Consider the following 16,897-nt stretch of genomic DNA (forward strand, 5'->3'; position numbering starts at 1 on the left):
TCACGTGTCCTCGCATCGCACGGGGGTGGGGACGGCTCGGGCGGGACTGAAGACGGCAGCGGCGGGGGCGGGGACCGAGGTGGAGACGATCGCGCCGGGATCGCCGTAGACCGTGTACGCCAGCCAGGTGGGGTCGGTCTCGTCGTGTCCGGCGTGGGAGCGGGCCCGGTGCACGGCCGTGCCCAGCGGCTCCCCCGCCGAGAGGGAGGCGTAGAAGGCTTCCGCGAACCGCTGGGCGCTGTCGCTGCGCACCGCCCACAGCGTGCCCACGAAGGCGCCGGCGCCCGCGCCCATGAACTGCTGCGCCCAGCCGAGCATCCGGGTGTACTGCGGGACGGCTCCGGCCGCCCGGCAGGCGTTGACGAAGACGAGCGGTCGGCCGTCCTGCAGGGCGCGGCGGGCGACGGCGCTGTTCAGAAGAGCGGGGACGAACGGGCCGTCCGCGAGGAGGATCGACGAACCGCCGCCGGGGTCGAAGGTGTTGTGGCAGGTGAAGTGGAGGGGTCCCGTCGTGCCCGCGTCGATGACGGTCAGGACGCCGTCCAGCGTGTCCACGACGGTTCCGGTGCCGAGAATGCGGCGGATCGACTCGATCTCGCTGTCGCCGTTGACCGGGGCCCGCGCGGAGACGACGTAGTGCGGCTCACCGATCGGCAGCACGGATGAGCGGGTCTGGCCCAGGCTGTTGCGCAGGACCGGGAACTGCTGGACCAGGAACCCCTCGTCGCGGCCCGGCGCGACGGGATAGAGGAGTTCCCACGGGAGGACGTCGTGCTCGGAGGCGACGCTGAACGCCGTGATGTGGTCGCGCAGTTGCCAGAATTGCTCCTTGACCGCGTCCGGCACCATCTCCGTCCACAGCCCCACCCCCGTCTCCTTCATCCAGCGTCGGGCGTGGGCGCCGGAGTACTCCCCGCGGCCCGCCGCCAGTCTCTGCAGCATGGCGTACGCGCGCTCCGCGGCCGCTTCCGGGGCGGCGGTGAGGGCCTGCGCGAGTACGGCGCCGTAGATGCACCGGTCGGAGATGAGACGGAATGTGTACTGGTCGCCGACCCGGTCCACGAGCAGCGTGACCTCGCCGGGGTGGGCGCGTATCTCGCCCATGTCGGCGGTGGTGGGCGGCTCCACCGCGTAGGGGCCGTCGCGCTCGACCGTCACCTCGAGGCCGATCTCGGTGAGGAACGTCCCCCCGGCCCAGGCGCTGACCCGGACGCGGTGCAGGCCCGGTTCCCGGGTCAGGAACGCGAACCGCACCGGCGCGGGGGCATCGGAGGGCGGCACCAGCAGGGTGTGCTCCAGCGGGCCCTGGGGGTCGAGTCCGGCGGGCGCCCGCACGATGAGTGTCAGCGGGGAGCCGTCGGGCGCGGGCCGGAACCCGGCCAGCGGGGCCGACACCCCGTCGTCGTCGTGATCCGCCCCGAACGGCACCCGCACGACCAGGCTGACCGGTTCGTACAGCCCGGCGTGGGAGGGCATCTGGGCCGACAAGCGGTGCGTGGCCGTCGCGGGAGCGGTGTCGGGTTCCCCCACGGTCCCGGCCGGGGTCTCCTCGGACTCGGCGTCCGCCACCACGCCGTCCCCCGGGGCGCCGCCCTGAACGCCATGAGTCGTCACCGTGTCCGAGGTGCCGCCAAGGGCGCGCTGTTCGAGAACATCTCCCCAGAGGCTCCGGCCGTCCGCGGCGTCAGCGCGCGTCCACATGCGCACGGCCTCGGCCGTCTGGCCGGTCCGCGCGAGATATCCGGCCAGCACCCGCGTCGCCGTCACGTCGTCGGTGGCGGCCATCTCCTGCAACTGCCACTCCACACCGGAGTCCGGGGCCCCGGACACGGGAGCCGGCCGGGCGGCCAGGCACGCGGCGGGGGAGGAGAGGACACGGTCGTCGAGCGCGTCCGCCGCCGTCCACCAGCGGACGGCCTCCTCCAGCAGATCGAGACGGGCGAGCGCGGCCGCCACCCGGCGGACGTGGTCCACGGCGCGCGCCCGCACGGGCCCGTCCAGCTCCCGTCGGGACACCTGCGCACGCATGTTCTCGGGGGCGCGCCGCACCAGCGTCGTCACCGCCTTGACGTCATGGCGGTCGGCCAGCCGCCGCAGCGGGGCCTCGGCCTCGTCCGCGCGTCCGGCGCGGTCGAGGACGGCGACCAGGTCCCACTCCCATGGCTCACCGGCCGCGACGCCCCGGGTCAGCCAGACGACCGCTTCGTGGAGCCGCTCGCCGTCGCCCCCCTCGCGCAGCCGCCGGACGAGATCGCGCAGGGCACGAAGATCACCGGCGGCGGCCATGTGCCGCAGTCGGTCCTCTGCCTCGGCCGACCGTCCGGCGCTGTCGAGGGCCGCGACGAGTTCCCGCTCCGGCGTGACGCCCGCGCGCACGGCGAGCGTCAGCCAGTGGACGGCCTCGGCGAGCCGTTGGCCGCCGCTGTCGCGCACGAGGAGTTTCGCCAGGTTGCCCATGGCGGTCAGGTCACCGCTCTCGGCCTGCCGGCGCAGCTGTCCTTCCAGGGTCCTGGCGCCCATGTGATCCGCGAGTTGGTGCAGCGCGGTCTCGTCTCCGGCCGCGATCGCCTTCTCCCACCACGCGACGGCCTCGTCGTGACGCCCGTCCTCGGCCAGCGCGGTGGCCAGCACCCGCATGGCGAAGGCGTCGCCCGCCGCGGCAAGCCTCCAGCGCCAGTCCTGTCCCTCTCGACCGGCCTTGCCGCCCGACACCCACCCTCACCCCGCGCCGCATCGTCCCAACGGTTGACGGGACATCACAGTACGGCGACCGGGGGAGAAGCACCGCCGATTCCGGCACTGTCCGGCATTCGAGAGGGCGGGCCGGTAAAGGTGCGGCGGCACGCGACACCGGCAATGCGGCCACGCCATCCGGCGGGCGCCGGATCATGGGACCTGCCGTGAGGACGGCACGGCCATGACCTCCGCCCCGCGCAAGCGACCGCAGCGCAGGTCCGCCGCAGCCTCCTGCATGACACGGGACCGGGCCATGCCGGCGGCGGCCTCGCCGTTGTGTCCGACCACGTCCACGACGGCGAGCGCGGTGGCGCCGTACGGCAGGGTGAAAGCGTCCCTGGCTGGCCAGGTCCCGGCCGCCTGCGGAACGGACGCGCGGCACTCGGCCTGCGCATTCGATGCGTTATCGGTGCGATTTGTGGCGGATGGCTGTGCTCGTGACTATGGAAGAGCACGGTTCACCGGCTGGACGCCGCCGACGCCCGCCTGCCCAGGGATGCCCGTAGCCCGAACGGGAGTGGTCGACCATGGCGCGCACGCGCACCGTCCTCGAGCGATCTTTTGACATGCAGGGACGTCTCCCCGGCGCCACATCCAGATCGAGCACCAAGTAGTTCATCACCGCTCGGGGCGACCACTGGAGGCCACCGTGTCCGCTACCCACCACCGGACCGCGACCGTCGACGCCCAGCAGGTCTTCTATCGCGAGGCGGGTCCCGAGGAAGCACCGACGGTTGTGCTTCTGCACGGATTCCCCAGCAGTTCCCACATGTTCCGGCACCTCATTCCCGGTCTGTCGGACCGCTATCACGTGATCGCCACTGATCATGTCGGATACGGGCAGTCGTCCATGCCTCAGGTCGAGGATTTCGCCTATACCTTCGATCATCTGGCGGCCATCACCGCGAAATTGCTGGAGAAACTGGGGATCAACCGTTTCTCGGTCTACGTACACGACTACGGGGCGCCCATCGGCTGGCGCCTTGCCCTGAATCCCGCGTTCGAGGTAACCGCCATCATCTCCCAGAGCGGCAACGCCTATATGGAGGGATTCGCCAAACCCTTCTGGGACGATCTGTTCGCATACGCGACATCACCCGGCCCCGACACCGAGCCGGGCGCGCGGGCGAAGTTCAGCCCCGAGACCACGCGCTGGCAGTACGAGAACGGGGCCGAGGACACGAGCCTGGTCAGCCCGGACAACTGGCTGCACGACCAGACCCTGCTGGACAGACCAGGGAACGACCAGGTACAGCTGGCGCTTTTCCGGGACTACCCGACGAACATCGATGGGTATCCGCAGCTCCATGAGTACTTCCGCACCAGCCAGGTGCCACTCCTGGCCGTCTGGGGCGAGCGCGACGAAATCTTCGGGCCGGACGGGGCTCGCGCCTTCTCACAGCATCTGCCCGAGGCCGAAGTCCATCTGCTCCCAGCCGGTCATTTCGCCCTTGAAACGCACCTTGACGCCATAAGTGGTCACATTCATGAATTCCTCGGCCGCGTGACCGGCTGAGGGTGGACGAGGAGGTGAGCCGTGGCCACCTTGATCTCAGTCAACGTGGGGATGCCGAAGGACGTCTCCTGGCACGGCAGGACCGTGTACACCGGGGTGCACAAGCAGCCCGTGTCCGGGCCGCGGATGGTCAGGCGGCTGAACATCGACGGAGACGGTCAGGGTGACCTGGGCGGACACGGCGGGGAGATGCGGGCCGTGCTGGTCTACCAGCTCGACTCGTACCGCTTCTGGTCCGAGGAACTGGGCCGGGACGACCTGACGCCGGGCAGCTTCGGGGAGAACTTCACGGTCGACGGGCTCCCCGACGGCGAAGTGTGCATCGGCGACCGGTACCGGGTCGGCGGAGCCCTTCTGGAGGTCTCGCAGCCGCGGGTGACCTGCTACCGGGTCGGCATGCGCTTGAAGGAACCGCGCATGGCGGCGCTGCTGGTGGCCCACCATCGGCCCGGCTTCTACCTGCGTGTCATCGAGGAGGGCGAGGTGGAGGCGGGGCAGGAGATCGTCAAGGTCTCCACCGGCCCGGAAGCCATGACCGTTGAGGAGATCGATGCCGTCCTCTACCTCTCCGGTCACACGATCGACCAGGTGCGCCGTGCCCTGCGCATACCCGCTCTCAGTCCGGGCTGGCAGGCCTCGATGCGCGACCTGCTCGAACAGGCCGACAAGGGCGCGCCCGCGTCGTCCGGCAGCGCCGGCCTCACCGTCGCGGCCGGCGTCCCGCCCCCGGCATGGCGCGGCTTCCGTCCTCTGACGGTCACGGACGTCCACCCCGAGAGCGAGAACGTGATCTCCCTGAGTCTGGCCGCGGCCGACGGCTCCGCCCTGCCCGCCGCGCTGCCGGGACAGTTCCTGACCGTGAGGATGCACACGACCGGGGACGGGACATCCCTGATCCGCAGCTATTCGCTGTCGGGCCGGCCCGGCACGGGTACGTACCGGATCAGCGTGAAGGCGGAACCACACGGCCTGGCGAGCACCTACGTGCGCGCGCACGTCCGGGCCGGGGACAGCCTGGAGTTCGCCGCACCGCGCGGCACCTTCTACCTGCCCAGTGGTGACACGCCGGTCGTGCTGGTGTCCGCCGGCATCGGGGCGACTCCCGTGCTGGCCATGCTGCACTCACTGGCAAGCGCCTCCTCCGGCAGACAGGTGTGGTGGCTGCACGCCGCCCGCAACGGCCGCGAGCATCCCTTCGCCCAGGAGGTGCGTGACCTGGTGGCACTCCTGGCCGACGCACGGTCCGTCGTCTACTACAGCAGGCCCGACCCCGCCGACGAACGCGGCAGGGACTACTCGGAAGCGGGCCGCCTCTCCGGCGAGCGGATCCTCGGTCTGGGCCTGCCCACCGATGCCGACGCCTACGTCTGCGGACCGGCGGCCTTCATGGACGACATGACCGACGCGCTGGTCAAGGCCGGCCTGCGGCCGTTCCGCGTGCACACCGAGAACTTCAGCGGCGGCCCCTCCCTCACCCCGGGGATCAAGGGCACGCCCGCGGTGAGGGCGCCGCACCAGCCGGAAGGCGACCCTGGCACCGGTCCCTCCGTCTCCTTCGCCCGCAGCGGACTGACCGTCGCGTGGAACGACGACCAGGCCTCCCTGCTGGAACTCGCAGAGGCATGCGACGTTCCGGTCCAGTGGTCGTGCCGCACCGGCGTCTGCCACACCTGTGAGCTCGCCATGATGTCCGGGGCCGTCGACTACTCCCCGGACCCGGTCGAGCCACCGGGCGAGGGCAACATCCTCATCTGCTGCAGCAGACCCGCGCAGGACGTCGTCCTGGATCTCTGACACCTGCCCGCGCCGCAGGCAGGCCTTCTCGGCGGAAGGACGATCGAATGTTCTCCAGGACGGCAGCGGTGGATCCGGATCGGTCGGAGTGGGACGTGATCGTCCTCGGCGGCGCCGCGGCGGGTGAGAACGCCGCACAGTACGCAAGCCAGTTCTCCGACCTGTCCTCGGTGCTCGTGGAGGACCGCCTGCTCGGCGGTGAATGCTCGTACTGGGCGTGCATGCCCAGCAAGGCCCTGCTCCGGCCGGCCGAGGTGGTCGACGCCGCCGCCCACCTGCCCGGCGTCTCGGCACGGCTGGATCCCGCCGGAGTGTTCGCCCGACGAGACGGCGTGATCAACGGACTGGACGACACGTCCCAGGTGGAGTGGGCCGTGAACACCGGAATCGACGTGGTGCGCGGCTATGGACGCCTGGCCGGTGAGCGCCTGGTCGTGGTGAGCCGCCCCGACGGTTCGACCAAAACGCTGACCGCCCGGCAAGCGGTGGTCGTCGACACCGGTTCCTGTCCGGCCGTACCGGACGTGCCGGGGCTGCGCGCAGCGCTTCCCTGGACCTCTCGGGATGTGACCACGATGAGCGAGGTGCCGCACCGGGTGGTGATCCTCGGTGGGGGCGTGGTGGCTTGCGAGGCGGCCACCTGGCTGCACGCCCTGGGGGCCCAGGTCACGGTCGTCCATCGCGGCGGGCGGCTGCTGGCCCGCAACGAGCCGTTCGCGGGGACGCTCGTGGCCGAGGAGCTGCGGGGCGCGGGCGTCCGTCTGCTCCCGGGGCAGAACATGACGCGGGTGAAGCGGTCGGACACCCGTGACACGGGCGAGGGGCGGGTGCACGGAGGTGAGGTGAGCGTGGCGCTGGACGACGGGACGATCATCGCGGCGGACGAGGTCGTCGTCGCCGCCGGGCGCACCCCGAACACCGACGACATCGGTCTGGAAACCGTCGGGCTGCCCCCGGGCGGCTTCCTCGACGTCGACGACCAGCAGTGCGTACGGGCGGCGGACGGCACCTGGCTCTACGCCATCGGGGATGTGTGCGGGCGCGCCCTCCTCACGCACATGGGCAAGTATCAGGCGCGGATCGCCGGGGACTCCATCGCGGCCCGCGCCGCCGGCCGCGCCGACCTGCCGTCCGCCGCGGCTGGTCACGTCGGGGCACCGCAGGTCGTCTTCACCACCCCGGAGGTCGGCAGCGCCGGTGCCACCGAGCAACAGGCGCGCGAGGCAGGTCTGGACGTGGAGACCGTCGAGTACGACCTCGCGGCGCTGGCCGGCACGTACGTCATGCGCGAGGGTTACCGCGGGCGGGCCAAGCTCGTCGTCGACCGAGGTGAGGACGTGGTGGTGGGGGCGACGTTCGTCGGATCCGGCATCGCCGAGCTCGTGCACTCGGCGACCACCGCCATCGTGGGCCGCGTCCCCGTGCCCACGCTCTGGCACGTCGTGCCGAGCTACCCCACCGCGAGTGAGATCTGGCTCCGCCTTCTGGAGACGCTGCGCGAGCGGCGCCACGTGTCCGGCGTGGACCGGCGTCACAGCCGGTAGGGCAGGGCCCCGGGCAGCACCGGCCGTGCCCTGGGGAGCGAACGGTGGCGAACGGTTATTCGCTCATCCGCCGGTTGCGGTCATGCTGTACTCGCCGGATGAAGAAGATCGATGCAGAGCTGATACGACGCTGGGTGAACGGCTGGACCGTGGCTCGCTCCCTGCCCGCGGCCGAGCCCGTCGGGGACGGCCTGCGGTCCCAGTGCGACCAACCGGGCCGCGAGGTCGAGGTGTTCGCGCTGCGTGCGGACGAGGAGCCCGAATCGTTGGCACGGTTGGCGGCAGCCGTCGCCGCCGCGAGGCAGACCAGCTGGCTCACGGTGCCTACGCTGCGCCCAGGCGCCGTCGAAGCAGTCGTGGGCGCCGCCGGACTGGAGTTGCTCCACCGGTCCGAGTGGTTCATGACGACCGATCTGACCGAGCACCCGCAGCATGCGCCCGCCGCGCCGTACGCGCGCGAGGTCCGCACGAAGGGACCAGTCACGGTCGTCTCCCTCCACGACTCCTCCGGAGAGGTGGCGGCGCGCGGCACCGTCGCCGTGGTCGGCACCGACGCGATCGCCGATCGTATCGAGACGGACGCGGCGCACCGGCGACGTGGCCTCGGCCGCGCCGTGATGAGCGCTCTGGCAGAGGCCGCCGTGGCTCAGGGTGCCCGTACCGGTCTTCTCATCGCCAGCGAGGAAGGCCAGCGCCTCTACTCCTCCCTCGACTGGCGCCGCCAAGCCGACGTCCTGATCGCCCGGGGCCGGTAAGTCTCTCGAACCGCTGGGACTGGCTCACGCCGGCCGAACCGCCCTTACGCCATGGCGCACTCCCGCGGAACCCAGTGATCGGACGGACCCATGACGGCGGGGGCGGGGCAAGGCAAACTCGGAGCGGGCGCGGCGCAGCGCCGGGAACGACGTGACGGACACTCCCGGCCCACGGGGGCTTCTTGCTGCTCAGCGGGTGGTCAGCAACGAATGAACGAATCTTCGAGAGGGGTAGTGATGAGCGGCAGGAGCCTGACTCAGGCTGAGGCCGAGCGGCGAGCGAGTCTGCTGGCGGTCGAGCGATATGACGTCGCCGTCGACCTTTCGGGTCTGCTGACAGGCTCGCGGGTCCGGTGCGAATCGACGATCACCTTTACGTGTCGCAGTTCCGGGGCCGAGACCTTTGTCGACTGTGCGGCGGCGGTGGAAGGCGCCACACTCAACGGGGCCCCGCTGCGGTCGGCTGTCGAGGGCCGGATCATGCTGCCCGGTCTCGCGGAGCGCAACGTCCTCAAGGTCGTCTCCGTGGTGGAGTGCTCGGCCGATGCACAGGGCGTGCACAAGGCGGTCGATCCCGCGGACGGCGAGACGTACGTCTACACCGACTTCACTCCCGACTACGCCCGCTACGTCTGGGCCTGCTTCGACCAGCCGGATCTCAAGGCGCCGTGGGCGTTCACCGTGACCGCTCCAGCCCGCTGGCGGGTGCTGAGCAACAGCGGTGACCCGCAGGTCGAGGACCTCGGTTCCGTGCGACGCTGGACCTTCCCGCCGACACCGCCGCTGGCAACGTACAACACGGTGATCAACGCGGGTCCGTACTACGAACTGCGTCGTCCCGGAGCCGGTCATGATCTCGGGCTCTTCGCCCGGCAGTCGCTGGCCTCGGTGCTGGACCGGGATGCCGACGAACTGTTCACCCTGACCACCCAGGGGCTCGAGTTCTTCGCCGGCAGATTCGGCATGCCGTTTCCGCAGCACAAGTACGACCAGGTCTTCACGCCCGAGTTCCCCGGCGCGATGGAGAACTTCGGCTGCGTCACCTGGATGGACTGGTTCCTGCGCAGGACCACGCCCACCAGAGCGGAGTGGGACATCTTCTCGAGGTACCTGCTGCACGAACTCGCGCACATGTGGTTCGGCAACATCGTCACGATGCGCTGGTGGGACGACCTGTGGCTGAACGAGGCCTTCGCCGAGTTCGCGAGCAACTGGGCCGCCGTGAGCGTGACGTCGTACACCGATGCCTGGACGGCACACCTGGCCGGCGAGCAACTCAAGGCCTATCTCGTCGACCAGGGACCGACGACGCACCCGATCCGCCAGCAGGTCCGCGACGTCTCCGAGGCCGAAGCGACGTTCGACGCCATCACCTACCCCAAGGGCGCGTCCGTCCTGAAGCAGTTGATGGCGTACGTCGGCGAGGCTCAGTTCTCCGAAGGCCTGACCAACTACTTCGCCACGCACGCCTGGGGCAACACCACGCTGCAGGACCTGATCGACGCGGTCGCCGACGCCAGCGGCCGCGACCTGGACCAGTGGCGCGCGGGATGGCTGGAAACGGCGGGCACCGACCGGCTGACTCTCAGCCACGCCCCGGACGGGTTCGCCCTGCTCGCTCAGGGGCCCGGTGGTGGCCGGCCGCGCCCGCATGTCCTTGCCGTCGGAGCCTACGGGCGTTCAGGGGACCACCTGGAGCGCGGGGCGCTCGTCCACGTCGAGGTAGCGGGTGAGCGGACCCGGATCGACCTGCCGGCAGGAGCCGATCTGTATCTGGTCAATGACGAAGACCTGACCTTCGCCTCGACGAGACCTGAAGCCACGGCCAGGGACGCGTTCTTCCGCAACGCCGCCCGGCTGCCCACCGCGGTTGCGCGCGGTGTCGCCGTCACCACGGTCTGGGACATGCTGATGAACGGCGAAGCGACAGCCGCCGAAGCCGTGCAGTGTCTGACCGCAGTGCTCGCCGTCGAGACGTCCGCATCGGTGATCGAGCCGTATCTCAACCTGGCTGTCGAGGCCGCAGATCTGTGGAGCCCGAGGTCGGAGCGGGACGAGTTGCTGCGAGCAGTGGCTGAGACGTGCCTCGGCCTCTCCGGCGTGAGTGCCCACCGCAAGGCGGCGTTGCGTGGCTTCGCCCGCACCACGGCCGATCCGGAAGGGGTCGCGTGGCTCCAGAACGAGGCCGGAGAGGACATCGATCTGCAGTGGCGAGCGCTGGTCCGCAAGGCCCAGCTCGGGCACGCAACCGCAGCCGAGGCACACGCTCTGCTCGACCGCGACCCGGATCCCGAAGCATGGGTCAGCAGGCTCCAGGTCAGCGCTGCGATCCCGGACGCGGCCGAGAAGAAGGCGGTGTGGCAGACGCTGGTGACGGACCGCGCGGTGCCTCTCGCTTCAGTCCACTCGGTGGCGACGGTGTTCTGGAGTGCCGGTCAGGACGACTTGCTCAGGCCCCACGCGGAAGCCTTCCTCGATCTCGTGCCCACCGTCCACCGCGGAGGAAGCATGCCGGCGACGGTCTTCACCAGAAGCCTCTTCCCGCTGTTCGGCATCGACCTGACCTTCGTGGAACGAGCCGAAGACCTGGCGGCACAGGCTGTCCCGGTCGTCCGCACGAACCTTCTGGAGCGGGCCGACCGCATGCGCCGCATACTGCACTCCCGTAGCTGAGACGCGGGCTGCGCGTCATCGCCACCAGCCGGCCGCGGCTGTCGGCTCTGCACGCGCCGCCCATGTGATCCTCGATGCCTTCACGCCGCCTGAGGCGCTCGTCCGTCCGCAGGAGCGGGAGGTGGGCGTGGGTTCAGCGGGTGACGGCGTCGGCGACGGTGTGGATCTCGGTGTCGGCGAGCTGGGAGGCGGTGCGGAGCACCGGTGTCGGGGCGGGGCCGGCTCATTGCGGGCCGGATCTCCTCGTGGTCCGGCGAACCTTTCCCATGTAGGAGCAGAGTCACCGGCGGCGGTGCGGTGCAGGATGTGTCCGCCATGACGATCATGGCCGACGGTCGACAGGCGGTGAACCTTCCCCGGCGTACGGGTCGGGTATCCGGTAGAACGGCCGGGCCGGCCCTGCACACCGCACGCCATCAGGCCCAGGCCGGTTTGCCGCCTTGGACGCCGTTTTGCCGGAGCGGCAACAGGAGTGGCGTGACCGGGCCACGATGGGCGACGTTGGGCCCGTGACCGACAACATCGCAGCGGGATCGCCCGCGTCTGACACTTTCTTGCCTGGCGACGGATACGTCGGAGACCCCGCGGTGCGGGCGGAGTGGGACAGCCGATACGCCGACCGACAACAGCTGTGGAGCGGCCGGCCCAACGGTGCGCTCGTGGCCGAGGTCGCCGGGCTCACGCCCGGGCGGGTGCTCGACGTCGGCTGCGGTGAGGGCGCGGACGCCGTCTGGCTCGCGCGCGGGGGCTGGGACGTGACCGCGCTCGAGGTCTCGGGCGTGGCGCTGGAGCGGGCGGCGGGGCATGCGCGGGACGCAGGCGTCGCCGTTCACTGGGTACACGCCGCGCTGACGGAAGCGGGGCTCCCGCCGGCCTCCTTCGACCTGGTCTCCGCGCAGTATCCGGCCCTGCTGCGCACCCCCGACGCCGCGGCCGAGCGAGCGCTGCTCGCGTCCGTCGCGCCCGGCGGCGTGCTGCTGCTCGTCCACCACGCGGGCATGGAAACCCAGCAGGCGCACGACAGTGGCTTCGACCCGTCTGACTACGTCTGGCCCTCGATGGTCGCCGCCCTGCTCACCGACGACTGGATGGTCGAGGTGAACGAGCAGCGACCACGCCTGGCACCCGACGGCGGCGCCGGCGCGCACCATACCGATGACCTGGTGCTGCGTGCGCGACGGCTGCGCTGAGCCCCTCGCGATCAACCCGCCAGGGACGCCGGTCTCCTTGAGATCAGCAGCGATTCGAGAGAGCACTCCGCACTGCCCGGGAACCCGTCTGACGTATCGCGAGCCGGATGGGGCGCAGTTGTACAGTCGTCGCTGATCAGCATGCCGCGCGACGCGGTGCCGTTGGGCCCTGCCGTCGAGGGCGATGCGATGCCGGGCTCGGCGCGGGAGAGCCCGGCCCGCTCGGCGTACTCGGCCCATGTGGGCTGACGTTCGCCAAGCGGTTTCCCGTGCTGCGGGTCCTGCACTGGGCCGCACGAGCGGCCACGGCCCGGACGGTCAGGGTGCGGTGGGCACCGCCGTATCGAGGCCGCGGGTGGCGACGGGGTGGGCGCTGCCGTCGGCCAGGCGGTAGGAAAGCCCCACGATGGCGGTCCGGCCGTCCGCCACCGCCTCCGCCAGGACGCGGGAGCGCTCCAGCAGGAGGTCCACGGTCTGCTCGATGTGCTCGGCCAGGATTTCATCGGCCGTCTCGCGTCCGGCGGCGCGGGCGGCCAGCACGCTTGGGGTCACCCGTTCGACTACGTCCCGGACGAAGCCGCCCGGCGTCTGTCCGCTCTCCAGGGCCGAGCAGGCTGCGGCGACGGCGCCGCACGAGTCGTGGCCGAGGACGACGACCAGCGGCGCGTTGAGTACATCCACGCCGAACTCGATGGATCCGAGTACCTCCGCACCGGCGACATGCCCGGCGGTTCGGACGACGAACAGGTCGCCCAAGCCGCGGTCGAAAATGATCTCGGCGGCCAGCCGGGAGTCGGAGCATCCGAACAGCACGGCGAAGGGCTTCTGGGACGGTGCGGTCTCGGTGCGGCGGGTGGCGTCCTGGTTCGGGTGCTCAGGGGTCCCGGCGACGAAGCGCTGGTTACCAGCCTGCAGCAGTTCGAAGGCGTCACGGGGAGTCAGGTTGCGGATCTCTGTCATGTCCGCAGCTTAAGAGTCAGCACCAGCCCTCGCACCGCCGGGCGTGTCGCTTGGCCCGCGTTTGTGGCCACTCCGACCGCACCCGGCGCCTACCCGCGGTTCTCGGGCAGGAACCCGCGGACCTTGCCCCGCAGGAAACGTCTTCTGTGATGCTCTCCCGCCACTTCCCGCGTGCCGGGCGGGGCTGCTGGCCCGGCCGGCCGGCAGCCGGAGCGAAGGCGTGATGCCATCAGCCGCCGTACTCGAAATTGCGCGGTGCCGGCGGTCGGTGAGCGGGACGGGGTCGGTTACGGCCTGCACCCTTCGGGCGTAAACGCGCTGGCTTCAGAACAAGGTGTCGGTGTTGTCGGTCGGTACCGGGGGCGGCGTGTGGGGGTGGCGGGGACGCGCAGGCTCCGGGTCTTTCCCGAACAGTGGTTGAGTCCCGCACTCGTCGGGCACGGCGGGCACCGGTCGGCACACGTCCGCGTCGACCAGGTCGAGCGGGGCGCAGTCGTCGAAGTCGGCGCGGTTCATACGGGTCCAGTCGCGGTCCTGGGGTATGGCGGTCACGTGTGGTCTCCTGTCTGCGCTCGGGCCGGACACGGGCGGCGTCCGGCGTCACGTGGGTGTCCGGGGCAGTGCCGTGCGGCGTTTGCGTCCTATTGCGAGCCGACTGGCCCTGGCGGCGGTACCACGGACACGGAACATCATCTTCACCCACCATCGCTTTCCCTCCCCGGGGACATCCCACCACCCGGTGTTTCGCGTGCAGCGCGACCCAATGCGCTTTTCACCGTTGGCGTCTGGCCGGGGTGGAGGGGCTCGCTCTGCGGAAGACCGGTACTGAGCGCTGCTTCACGAGCCGTTCGCGAAAGTCCCCGACAGGCGCCCCGACCATCGTGCAGCCGGGACGCTGCCTCCAGGGGCCCGGCCGCACTCTGGAAGCCGAGGTGCACCCGTGAGGGGTGCCCCGCCCGCTGGAACGGGTAGCCGTCGACTGTTCGGGCACACGAGACGTCATGCACGGACTACACGCGCGTCGCACCAGCACCAGCCTCATCGGCCAGGCTTCCACAGCCGAGACAGCGCCACCGGGTCACGTCGGCGTCAAACACTCACACCGAGGCCGGCGCGCTGGCCGCCTACGCCGCCGCGTACTCGCCTACCGGGCGATCGAATTCCTGTCCACACACATCCCGGACGACCCCGGCCCGGATGACGAATGCCTGCTCCTCGTGCACACCCGCCAGGTCGTCGGCCAGGTCCGGTACCGGATCTGCACGGACTGCGCCCAGGGTGTCATCACCGCCGTCGTCATCGACGAGCGCTTCCAGAGCACCGGCCTGGGCACCCGCGCGCTGTCACACCTACGCTCCCGCCACCCGGGACTGACCTGGCGCAGCACGCTGCACAAGCGCACCACCCGTGATCTCCTGCGCCGGATGCGCATTCCCGCAACCACTTCCGCCACGCCCTGCCTCCACGCTCACCAGACACTCTCTGCGCCGGCCGGCCCGATATTCGCCCGCGGCTGACCTCAACGTTCAGTTGTCATGGCGCACCTGCGGCGCAGCCGGCATGGGTGAGGGGTGGCAGGGCATCCGAGGTGGTGGTGAAGGGAGCGACCTGACCGCGCTTCCGGTGCCGCTCATCGACGTCAAATTCCTCTTGGGAGTGAGAAGGTGAAGGGCTTCCGCAGCTTCATCCTGCGCGGCAACGTGGTCGACCTGGCCGTCGGCATCGTCATCGGAGCAGCGTTCACCGCCGTGGTGAACGGCTTCGTCAGCGCCTTCCTGACACCACTCGTCGGACTGGCCACCGGCGCCACGGGCGACATGAGCCGCAAGACCTTCACCGTCGGTGCCATCAAGTTCCCCTACGGCGCCTTCGTCAACGCGGCGATCAGCTTCCTCCTCCTCGCCAGCGCCCTGTACTTCCTGGTCGTGCTCCCGATCAACAAGCTCCACGAACGCCTCGCCCCGCACCAGGACGTCCAGGCCCCCAAACGGGACTGCCCCGAGTGCCTCAGCCCCGTACCCGCCCAGGCCCGACGCTGCGCCTCCTGCACCGTCTCCCTGCCCGCCGTACCCGCTCAGGCCGGAGAGACAACCCAGCGCGCCGGGTGATCCGACTTCCATGGCCTGGCCCGGGCTACGGGGTATCGGCCAAGCCAGGCCACGGGCTGTGCCCGGCACCGGCCCGCACGCGGACACAGCCCGGCCTGCGCACGCCGCTCCCAACACCAGCGAGGCCGGGCCGGACAGGGAGAGGATCATGATCGAGTTCCCGTGGACGCCCCAGAGGCACCCACTTGATCCGGAGTGGCTGATCGAGTACAGCCTAGGTGGCGCCCTGTGCGCACCTCGCACGGTGGGCCACGCGCCCATGACCACCCTTGGCTGACAGGAAGACATGAACGACGTACCCGCCGACTTGAGCCGGGCCGAGATCTCCGTCGCGGATATCCCCTCGTTGCTGCTGCGCATGATCCCGGAGTCCGCCGACTCCATTGCGGAGACGTACGGTCATCCCGCGGAAACGGCCGTGCTGACCGAGAGACTGTGGGTGCGGCTGTACCGGTTGCTGGCTGAGTGCTTCACCACGCCCGTGCTGATGCCCGAGTTGAAGAGAGCCAGCCCTGACACTGAGCTGCTCGGCCGCTGTTGGGACTTCGTGGAAACCATCGTCGCCCACCCCAGTGAGCATGTCAGCGGCGCCGCATACTTCGAGGTGCTCGAACAGCTCCTGAACGCCGAAGGGCTCGCCGAGGCGGCCTGGCCCTACATGAAAGACCGGACACGGGCGCGCACCGTGCAGATGCTGAACTCCTACGACGTCCGCCTCCCGGGGATCAACCGGCGCAACGACGTCCAGCGGTGTCGCGGATGAGGACGAGTTCGGGCACGGCATTCGTGCGGCCCTACTCACGTCACGGACCGACCGGGTGATCATTAAGTCGGCCGAGGCCGTAAAGCGATGGACAGCCCTGCGGTGCCCGGACGAACATCTCCGCGATGAATCACCAACCTCTCTCCATCTCCAAACGCGTCCGTTTCGTCGAGCTCAGCGCGAAGGCTCTGCGGGCGCTTGCCGACGGTGACCTCGCCGGTGGCAGCGCCGAGGCCGGGGTCGCCCTTGACGAATACTTCGTCTGCGACCGGGCCCGCTGGATCTTCGGCTATCGCGCTGACCAGCTCGCCAAGGATCCGTCTGCCGCGCCCTGGATCACGCGGGCTGCGGTGTCCGAGCCGGACGGGGCCGTTGTCGGCGACGCGGGGTTCCACGGGCCACCGGACGAGGCCGGCATGGTCGAGGTCGGCTACACCGTCGTGCCCGGACATCGCCGCCAGGGCTATGCCCGCGCCATGCTGAGGGCGCTGCTCGTCAGGGCCGCCGCCGAACCCGGTGTCAGGACCGTGCGGGCCAGGATCGGCTCCGACAACACCGCCTCCCTGGCCACCATCGCGGGCTTCGGTTTCACGCGCGTCGGCGAGCAGGGGAACGAGCGCGACGGGCTCGCGATCGTCTTCGAGGTCCCAGCAGACGCGATCCAGGCCCAGCGGCGTACGACCTCGGCGGACATGGCGGGTGACCCGGTCGGCCCGTGACACGAAAACGGACCCAAGGGTTGGGTGATTGTCACGCTGACCTGGGCCCGTGCGGTCTGTTCCCATCCTGCCCTGTCCGGTGTCTCACGCGCGCATTTCGGCGAGTTGTTGGCCGAGCTCGCCAGTGCGTGGGAGGCCG

The 16,897-nt window shown here is 70.4% G+C and carries 13 protein-coding genes; 10 read left to right on the top strand and 3 right to left on the bottom strand.

Annotated elements, in window-relative coordinates; translation table 11 throughout:
- Positions 1-2,712: a CHAT domain-containing protein gene (locus tag ACFYU0_RS31115; RefSeq protein WP_389305449.1), complete on the bottom strand. Its 2,712-nt coding sequence runs from the start codon at positions 2,710-2,712 to the stop codon at positions 1-3.
- A 673-nt stretch (positions 2,713-3,385) separates the two neighbouring features.
- Here ACFYU0_RS31115 and ACFYU0_RS31120 point away from each other — a divergent pair.
- The 6 genes from ACFYU0_RS31120 to ACFYU0_RS31145 all read left to right on the top strand — a co-directional run bounded on the left by ACFYU0_RS31120 (position 3,386) and on the right by ACFYU0_RS31145 (position 12,208).
- Positions 3,386-4,252, top strand: a complete 867-nt coding sequence (locus ACFYU0_RS31120) for an alpha/beta fold hydrolase (RefSeq protein ID WP_389305451.1) — start codon at positions 3,386-3,388, stop codon at positions 4,250-4,252.
- A 21-nt stretch (positions 4,253-4,273) separates the two neighbouring features.
- Positions 4,274-6,046, top strand: coding sequence for an MOSC domain-containing protein (locus tag ACFYU0_RS31125; protein ID WP_389305453.1), 1,773 nt, complete (start codon positions 4,274-4,276; stop codon positions 6,044-6,046).
- A 47-nt stretch (positions 6,047-6,093) separates the two neighbouring features.
- Positions 6,094-7,590, top strand: coding sequence for a dihydrolipoyl dehydrogenase family protein (locus tag ACFYU0_RS31130; protein WP_389305455.1), 1,497 nt, complete (start codon positions 6,094-6,096; stop codon positions 7,588-7,590).
- A 98-nt stretch (positions 7,591-7,688) separates the two neighbouring features.
- Positions 7,689-8,345, top strand: coding sequence for a GNAT family N-acetyltransferase (locus tag ACFYU0_RS31135; protein WP_389305457.1), 657 nt, complete (start codon positions 7,689-7,691; stop codon positions 8,343-8,345).
- A 237-nt stretch (positions 8,346-8,582) separates the two neighbouring features.
- The gene (pepN, locus tag ACFYU0_RS31140; RefSeq protein WP_389305459.1) at positions 8,583-11,018 is read left to right on the top strand and encodes an aminopeptidase N; all 2,436 of its coding nucleotides are present in this window, start codon (positions 8,583-8,585) and stop codon (positions 11,016-11,018) included.
- 509 nt (positions 11,019-11,527) lie between these two features.
- The gene (locus tag ACFYU0_RS31145; protein ID WP_351668528.1) at positions 11,528-12,208 is read left to right on the top strand and encodes a class I SAM-dependent methyltransferase; all 681 of its coding nucleotides are present in this window, start codon (positions 11,528-11,530) and stop codon (positions 12,206-12,208) included.
- Between the two features lie 318 nt (positions 12,209-12,526).
- Here ACFYU0_RS31145 and ACFYU0_RS31150 read toward each other — a convergent pair whose 3' ends face one another.
- Positions 12,527-13,168, bottom strand: coding sequence for a carbonic anhydrase (locus ACFYU0_RS31150; RefSeq protein WP_351668526.1), 642 nt, complete (start codon positions 13,166-13,168; stop codon positions 12,527-12,529).
- Positions 13,169-13,492: 324 nt separating this feature from the next.
- Positions 13,493-13,720, bottom strand: coding sequence for a hypothetical protein (locus ACFYU0_RS31155; RefSeq protein WP_389305461.1), 228 nt, complete (start codon positions 13,718-13,720; stop codon positions 13,493-13,495).
- A 449-nt stretch (positions 13,721-14,169) separates the two neighbouring features.
- On the opposite strand from ACFYU0_RS31155, the gene ACFYU0_RS31160 reads away from it, so the two are divergent.
- From ACFYU0_RS31160 to ACFYU0_RS31175, 4 genes are all read left to right on the top strand, one after another.
- The gene (locus tag ACFYU0_RS31160) at positions 14,170-14,685 is read left to right on the top strand and encodes a GNAT family N-acetyltransferase (protein ID WP_389305463.1); all 516 of its coding nucleotides are present in this window, start codon (positions 14,170-14,172) and stop codon (positions 14,683-14,685) included.
- A gap of 147 nt (positions 14,686-14,832) precedes the next feature.
- Positions 14,833-15,276 carry a large conductance mechanosensitive channel protein MscL gene (gene mscL / locus ACFYU0_RS31165; RefSeq protein WP_351668522.1) on the top strand — a complete coding sequence of 148 codons (444 nt, stop codon included), beginning with the start codon at positions 14,833-14,835 and terminating at the stop codon, positions 15,274-15,276.
- A gap of 286 nt (positions 15,277-15,562) precedes the next feature.
- Complete coding sequence (locus ACFYU0_RS31170; protein WP_389305465.1) at positions 15,563-16,039, top strand: hypothetical protein; 477 nt, start codon at positions 15,563-15,565, stop codon at positions 16,037-16,039.
- A 125-nt stretch (positions 16,040-16,164) separates the two neighbouring features.
- Complete coding sequence (locus tag ACFYU0_RS31175) at positions 16,165-16,758, top strand: GNAT family N-acetyltransferase (RefSeq protein ID WP_389305467.1); 594 nt, start codon at positions 16,165-16,167, stop codon at positions 16,756-16,758.
- Positions 16,759-16,897 lie beyond the last annotated feature (139 nt).

The organism is Streptomyces sp. NPDC003720 (assembly GCF_042875075.1).
GTDB lineage: Bacteria > Actinomycetota > Actinomycetes > Streptomycetales > Streptomycetaceae > Streptomyces.

Excerpts from the sequence above, each read along its gene's own strand:
- ACFYU0_RS31160 (WP_389305463.1), top strand. The coding sequence starts at position 14,170 with ATGCACGGACTACACGCGCGTCGCACCAGCACCAGCCTCATCGGCCAG.
- ACFYU0_RS31130 (WP_389305455.1), top strand. The coding sequence starts at position 6,094 with ATGTTCTCCAGGACGGCAGCGGTGGATCCGGATCGGTCGGAGTGGGAC.
- ACFYU0_RS31135 (WP_389305457.1), top strand. The coding sequence starts at position 7,689 with ATGAAGAAGATCGATGCAGAGCTGATACGACGCTGGGTGAACGGCTGG.
- ACFYU0_RS31175 (WP_389305467.1), top strand. The coding sequence starts at position 16,165 with ATGAATCACCAACCTCTCTCCATCTCCAAACGCGTCCGTTTCGTCGAG.
- pepN (WP_389305459.1), top strand. The coding sequence starts at position 8,583 with ATGAGCGGCAGGAGCCTGACTCAGGCTGAGGCCGAGCGGCGAGCGAGT.
- ACFYU0_RS31150 (WP_351668526.1), bottom strand. The coding sequence starts at position 13,168 with ATGACAGAGATCCGCAACCTGACTCCCCGTGACGCCTTCGAACTGCTG.
- ACFYU0_RS31170 (WP_389305465.1), top strand. The coding sequence starts at position 15,563 with ATGAACGACGTACCCGCCGACTTGAGCCGGGCCGAGATCTCCGTCGCG.